Source organism: Paenibacillus sp. D9, from assembly GCF_001188365.1.
Taxonomy (GTDB): Bacteria; Bacillota; Bacilli; order Paenibacillales; family Paenibacillaceae; genus Paenibacillus_O; species Paenibacillus_O humicus.
Genome location: NZ_JZEJ01000001.1, coordinates 4,056,162 through 4,062,897, shown reverse-complemented (window position 1 = coordinate 4,062,897; position 6,736 = coordinate 4,056,162). Strand labels below are relative to the sequence as shown.

Sequence of the window (6,736 nt, the reverse complement as noted above, 5' to 3'; positions counted from 1 at the left end):
GGCATCGGCGGCCGCCCCTTTCCCTTCGCCGCCCGGATGGGCATGTCCGGCGGAAGCGTCGGAAGAGTCATGGGCATTCGGCTCCGGCTCCATATTCATGTTCATCGAGTCATGGGCATTCGGCTCCGTATTCATGTTCATCGAGCCATGGCCTCCCTCTTGGTGGACCGTCTTGGAGCCGCAAGCGGACATAACGGCGGCCGCGACGATCAGCATGGCTGCAAGCTTCAACCGTTTCATCATGGATTCAATCCTTTCTGCGAAAATTCCAATCATCCAAACAAGCTGCGTCCTTGCATCCATCCCGTCCCGCTGCGGGCTCTACACCTTCATCCGCTGCAGACGAAGGGCGTTCAGCACGACCGAGACGGAGCTGAGCGCCATCGCCGCTCCGGCAATCCATGGAGCCAGCAGGCCAAGAGCGGCCACCGGGATGCCGAGCGTATTGTAGCCGAGCGCCCAGAACAGATTCTGGCGGATATTACCCATCGTCCGGCGGCTCATGGCGATCGCGTCGGCGATGCTGTTCAGATCGCCGCGCATGAGCGTAACGTCGGCGGCTTCCATCGCCACGTCCGTTCCGGTGCCGATGGCCATTCCGATATCCGCCGCGGCAAGCGCGGGAGCGTCGTTGATGCCGTCTCCGACCATCGCGACCTTTTTGCCCTCGGCCTGCAGCCTCTTCACTTCCTCGGCCTTGCCTTCCGGCAGCACCTCGGCCCGGACTTGATCGATTCCCGCCTGCCTGGCGACGGCCCTAGCCGTGCGCTGGTTGTCGCCTGTGACCATGATGACGTCGATGCCCATCGCCTTCAGCCGCGCTACCGCCGCAGCCGACGTTTCCTTGATCGTATCCGCCGCCGCGACCAAGCCCGCATACCGCCCGTCCGCCGCGATCAGCATCGCCGTCTTGCCCTCTTCCTCCAGCCTCTCCATCGAGGCCATAGCCTGGTCGGCGGAGATGCCGTGCCTCTCCATAAGTCTCCGCGTGCCGGCCAGAATTTCATGCCCTTCCACGACAGCCCGGATTCCGTAGCCCGGAATCGCCTCGAACCCGCTCGCGGCAGGGATGGAAATGCCGCGCGCCTCGATACCCGAGACGATCGCTTCCGCAAGCGGATGCTCCGAGCTCTTCTCCGCAGCTCCGACAAGACGGAGGAACTCCCGCTCCTCCATATGGCTGGCGACGACGACATCCGTCAGCTCCGGCATGCCCTTCGTCACGGTGCCCGTCTTGTCGAGGATGACGGCGTCGATTGCATGGGTGGATTCCAAATGCTCGCCGCCCTTGAACAGAACGCCCAGCTCTGCGGCACGGCCGGAGCCCGCCATGATGGACGTAGGCGTCGCCAGGCCGAGGGCGCATGGGCAGGCTATGACGAGGATGGCGATCGCCTTCTCCAGCGCTTCGGCGACATTACTCGGTGTTACCCAGACATACCAGATCACGAAGGCGATAACGGCGATGCCGACGACGATCGGAACGAAAATGCCGGAAATGACGTCCGCGACCCGCTGAATCGGGGCTTTGGAGCCTTGTGCTTCCTCGACGACCTTGATGATCCGGGCCAGCGCCGTTTCTTTGCCGACCTTGGTCGCCCTGATCTTGAGCCGTCCGTTCTTGTTGACCGTCGCGCCGATGACGAGGTCTCCGGCATTCTTCTCCACCGGAATGCTCTCTCCCGTCAGCATTGATTCGTCGACGGAGGAGCTGCCTTCCAGCACTTCGCCATCGACGGGGACTTTCTCGCCCGGCTTCACGACGACGATGTCGCCGCCGAGCACTTCCTCGATCGCGACCTGCGTCTCGGCTCCGTCCCGGATGACGAGCGCTGTCTTGGCCTGCAGCCCCATCAGCGTCTTGATCGCTTCGGACGTGCGGCCCTTCGCCAGCGACTCGAACAGCTTGCCGAGAAGGACGAGCGTGATGAGCACGGCGCTGGTCTCGTAATACATCTGTGGACCGTGATGGGCCATGCCGCCCATCCGCGCCCATTCGACGGTCAGATATAGGCTGTAGAAGTAAGCCGCCGAAGTTCCGAGGGACACCAGGACGTCCATATTGGCGCTCCGGTTGCGAAGGGCTTTGAAAGCCCCGACGTAAAACTGCTTGCCGATGTAGAATTGGACCGGGGTCGCCAGCGCAAGCTGGAACCACGGGTTCATGAACAGCTCCGGCATCGGAATCCAGGACAGGAAGGAGAAGTGCCCCGCCATCGACCACAGCAGCGGGAGCGATAGAATCGCCGACAGGAGCAGCTTGCGCTTCTGGCGCGCGACGGCTTGCTGCCGGAGCTCGGATGGATCGGCGACCTCCTGCCTGGGGATGGCCTCGTAGCCCAGCTTGGCTACTCTCGCTTGCAGATCCGCGACCGATACGGCCGCCGGATTGTATTCCACCCTTGCGCTCTCGAGGGCAAAGTTCACGGCCGCCCCGGTTACGCCCGGCGTTCTGTTCAGCGTCTTCTCGATGCGCACGGCGCAGGCCGCGCAGTACATGCCGACGAGCTGGAGATCCGCCGTCTGCATGGCGGTATCGTATCCAAGCTTGCGGATCGTCTGCTGCAGCTGGGGCACGGTCACCTGATCGGGATCGTAGGTCACCGTCGCTCTTTCCAGAGCAAAGTTCACGTTCGCTTCCGCGACGCCCTCCAGCCTGTTCAACCCTTTCTCGATCCGGTTCGCGCAAGCCGCGCAGGTCATGCCGGTCAGCTGCAGCGTCGTTTGCTCCATAGGCTGTTTGGATGCTTCCACTTGCGGACACCTCGCTTAGTTCCTTTATTGCCATCATTCAGCGGCCTTATTCTTACATTTACTATACCCCTCTACCCTATATTCAGTCAATTAAAACTTATACCCCCCACCCCTATATCGAACGGCATAGAAAAAGGATTCTCTCGAATCCCGGTTATTTCATCAATTTGTTGATGGTGACCAGAAGCTCGTCGATGACCTCGCTCTCGCCGTCCTGGATGCGCTCGATGACGCAGCTCTTCATATGATGCTCCAGAAGCAGCCTGCCCACGCCGTTCAGGGCGGATTGGACCGAAGAGATCTGATTCAGGACGTCATCGCAGTAGACATCCTTCTCGATCAAGCCCTTGAGACCGCGGACCTGGCCCTCGATCCGGTTGAGGCGGCTGATGAGATTGCTTTTGGTCTTCTCGGAGTGATGGCTTTTGCGTCCGTCCGCCTCGCATGATTCATGCTTGTTCGTATCCTGCTGGAGCTCATCCATGGCATCACGCCCTTTTTGATTTCCAGTTTACCATAGCCCCCCCACCTATACCAGCACCCCGATTTTGGCAGTCGGCATTCATGAGGGCCTTGCCGCTCCAGGGTCGACGATCGCCGCCTTGCCGGCCTGCTTCCCTTCCTACGGCTCCACCGCCATCGGCCGCTTCCCAGCCTTCAGGGCAATTCGATGCCCAGCCCCCGCTTCACGGCTTCCCGGCAATAATGACCGGCGATCGCGATATCGAATATTCCCAGACCCATCGGGTTGAAAAATACGGTCTCTCCCGAAAATTCGGCCAAGGCGTCCCGGCAGACGAGATCCGCAAGCGTTCGGACATCCTCTTCCCTGAGTCCGTGCCGAAAATGCAGCAGCTCGATGTCCGTGTTCTCGCGGCATACCTCCCGCCAGTCGTCCACGATGACGGCGCGGACGCCCGCGACGCCCTCCGGCTTGAAATCCCGCAGCGACACGTTCAGCAGCAGCGAGCCCGGAGCAGCCGGCTCGTCGATGTACCGCTCTGCCGATACCGTGCATGTCGCGATCACGCTGGACCGGCGGTAAAGCTTACGCCAATCCGAGGCGATTGCCGTCCTCCCGCGCACAGCCTCCGGCACGCTCTGCGGATCGATATCCCGCAGGTCGTACAGCGTGATCTCCTTCAGGCGGCTGCCGAGCAAGGCGGCGCACATGTCGAGATGCAGGCGGCCGATCGGACCCCAGCCGATGATGCCGAGCCGAATGTCCTGATCCGGCCTCGAATCGGCATAGGCCCGGAGCATGACCCCGCTCACCGCGGCCGCGCGCAGGCCGTTGAGCAGGTTGCACCGGAGGAAGGCGAGCGGCAGGCCGTTCTCCGGATCGTTCAGGATGATCGCATTATGCGCCCGCGGCTGGCCGTTCTTGATGTTGCCGGGAAATCCGGCGATCCATTTGATGCCTGCCAAAGGATGCGAACCGCCCAGATAAGCCGGGGTCGCGATGATCCGGTTGCCCGGTTCGGGAAACCGGAGATAGGTCTTGAGCGGAGCGGCATATTCCCCTCGATCCATCGCCCGCACGGCATCCTCCGCGATGCCGGCCAGCTTCACCCAATCCACACCGGCTTCCGTAATATGGCTGTCATTGAGATAGAGCATGTCTAATCCCCCCTATTCCAGGCATCCGGATCGATTTCGAGCTCCCGCTTCACCCACTCGTCGTCAAATACCGAGCTCATATACCGTTCGCCTCTGTCCGGCAGGATGGCCGCGCATATGGACCCGGCCGGAATGCTGCCGGCGAGGCGCCGGACCGCCGCCAGGACGCCGCCGGACGATGCTCCTGCGAGAATGGCTTCCCGCCGGGCCAGCTCGCGGCAGCCCCAGACGCAATCGGCGTCCGACACCTTGACGACGATATCCGCCAGATCGCCGCCGTGCAGATCCGGCACGATGGCCGCTCCGAGGCCGGGAAATCTGCGCGGACCGCTGCTGCCGCCGAACAGGATGCTGCCCTGCGCATCGACCGCGACGACCTTCGTCGTCCAGCCTCGGCTGCGGATATAATCGGCGCAGCCGCGGATCGTTCCGCAGGAGCTGACCCCGCAAAACAGATAGTCGATCTTCCCGAGCTCGTCTCCGATCTCCCTCATCGTCGTATCCTGATGCGACCGGACGTTGTCGGGGTTGCCGTACTGGTTCGTCCAGTAGGCATCCGGAATCGTCCCGAGCAGCTCCTTCACCCTGGCGATCCGCGCCGGCAGGAATTCACCCGTCGCGGCATCCGGCTGCTCGACCAGCTCGATTTCTCCGCCGAGGCTCCGGATGATCCGCTTATGCGCGTCGGTCGTCCGGGGATCGACGACGCAGATGAAACGGATGCCCAAGAAGCGGCATAGCTGAGCCAGGCTGATGGCCAGATTGCCTGAGCTCGATTCGATGACCGTGCTCCCCTCGATCACGTCGCCGCGCCGGATGGCTTCCCGGAGCATATGCAGCGCCGGACGGTCCTTGGCGCTGCCGCCGGGGTTCATGCCTTCCAGCTTGCCGAATACGGCGAACGGCTCGTCACGGAACAGCCTCTCCAGCCGGATGAGCGGCGTTCCCCCGATGGCGCCTGCGATGCCTCCGTCCAGCTTCATCCGAATTCTCCTTGCCTGTAATGGATTTTCTTGTTCTTGACCGAGCCCTGCTCTCCGGTGTCGTCCAACGACTTCCGGACGACCTGGATTCCGCCCAGGATGCCGCTGCGGATCATCGTCCCGATGTCGGGATTCCGGTTCTCCAGCTCCTGCCGGATGAGCTCAAGCGCGGCATCGCTTCCCTGCCCGCTGTCGACCGCGATCCGCAGCGAGTTCCCTTCGACAACGACGCGGACGCTGGCGCTGCCGAGATGCCGGCAGACCGTGTCCTCGATGTCGTAGATGCTGATCTTCTCGCCATGCTTGAGATCCGGTCCGATCCGCTTCACGAGGCTGTGGAAGCTCTGCCGGGGCACGCCCTCCACTTCGATGGTCCTCAGATCGCGCACGACGTCGTACGTCACGTAGCGAAGCGCGGGAAAGGCTTCGCGGATGGAGGAGGTCAGCACGAGCACCTGCTCCCCTTCGGATAGCGGCCGGAGTCCCTCTCCGAGCTCTTCGGCGCTCACCCCCTCGGCGATGATTCCATCCGCCAACAGATAACGTCCGCAACGAGGCGAATAGGATGCGATCGTGCCGATCTCGATCGATCCGTACGTATCCGTGATTCTGTCTTCGCCGATGCCAAGCCGCTGCGCGGCCTGGCTCCGCCACCCCGGCGACGCCGTCTCGCCGACAAGGATGACATGCCGGATGCCGAGCGCCGCCGGCTCGCCGGCCGCAGCCAGCAGCCGGTCCAGGATGGAGGGCATCGTATACAGCACCTCCGGCCGCAGCCGCTCCAGCGACTCGATATGCTGCCGGATCGGCAGCCGGAAAGACAACGACTCCACCGTCATGCCAAGCTGCCGGAACACCTCGGCGGCCGTCGCTTCCGCATGGCCGGTCCCCATGTCCGATACGGCCGTCTTGTACCCGTACGGCTCCAGAATGTCCCGGAAGACATCCAGCTTCACCCGCAGATAGTCGGCCTCGTCCTGCTCCGAGTAATAGATCGTCTTGCGCCGTCCCGAGCTCGTTCCCGACGTCCGGTAGCTGCGAATACCCGGCTGCATGGCAAGAGGGTTGCTGTCCGTGTAATAAAACCGTTCAAGAACGGACGACGTCAGAAGCGGCAGCTCCATATCCCCCGTTTCCCCTGCAGGCCGCCCCGATCCTTGGACGATAAGCCCGTCGAGCCAGGCAAAGCGATGCCTCATCCTTTCGACGATTTCCCGAATGCCGCCCGGATTGTCCATATGCAAATCCTCCCGCCTCAACTGTGTGCCCACATTGACGCTCTATCGTATGCCCATTCCCCTGCCGAGGTGAATCGAGCCTGCAGGCGGAAGCCAAGCGCGGGACCATGTCCGAGCGTTCGGTGCATGGCCGAGATCGGC

6 protein-coding genes are annotated in these 6,736 nt (G+C 62.5%); all 6 read right to left on the bottom strand.

Annotated elements, in window-relative coordinates:
• Positions 1–243: hypothetical protein (locus VE23_RS18275; protein WP_198156188.1), on the bottom strand; the 243-nt coding region annotated here is incomplete at its 3' end.
• A 78-nt stretch (positions 244–321) separates the two neighbouring features.
• A complete protein-coding gene (locus VE23_RS18270; RefSeq protein WP_049868735.1) occupies positions 322–2,733 on the bottom strand; it encodes a heavy metal translocating P-type ATPase in 2,412 nt (803 codons plus the stop codon).
• A 175-nt stretch (positions 2,734–2,908) separates the two neighbouring features.
• Positions 2,909–3,238, bottom strand: coding sequence for a metal-sensitive transcriptional regulator (locus VE23_RS18265; RefSeq protein ID WP_021878103.1), 330 nt, complete (start codon positions 3,236–3,238; stop codon positions 2,909–2,911).
• A gap of 173 nt (positions 3,239–3,411) precedes the next feature.
• Complete coding sequence (locus tag VE23_RS18260; protein ID WP_049868734.1) at positions 3,412–4,374, bottom strand: ornithine cyclodeaminase; 963 nt, start codon at positions 4,372–4,374, stop codon at positions 3,412–3,414.
• Between the two features lie 2 nt (positions 4,375–4,376).
• Complete coding sequence (gene sbnA / locus VE23_RS18255; protein WP_049868733.1) at positions 4,377–5,357, bottom strand: 2,3-diaminopropionate biosynthesis protein SbnA; 981 nt, start codon at positions 5,355–5,357, stop codon at positions 4,377–4,379.
• The gene (locus VE23_RS18250; RefSeq protein ID WP_049868732.1) at positions 5,354–6,595 is read right to left on the bottom strand and encodes an AMP-binding protein; all 1,242 of its coding nucleotides are present in this window, start codon (positions 6,593–6,595) and stop codon (positions 5,354–5,356) included. The genes sbnA and VE23_RS18250 overlap by 4 nt, the downstream gene beginning before the upstream one ends.
• Positions 6,596–6,736: the final 141 nt, after the last annotated feature.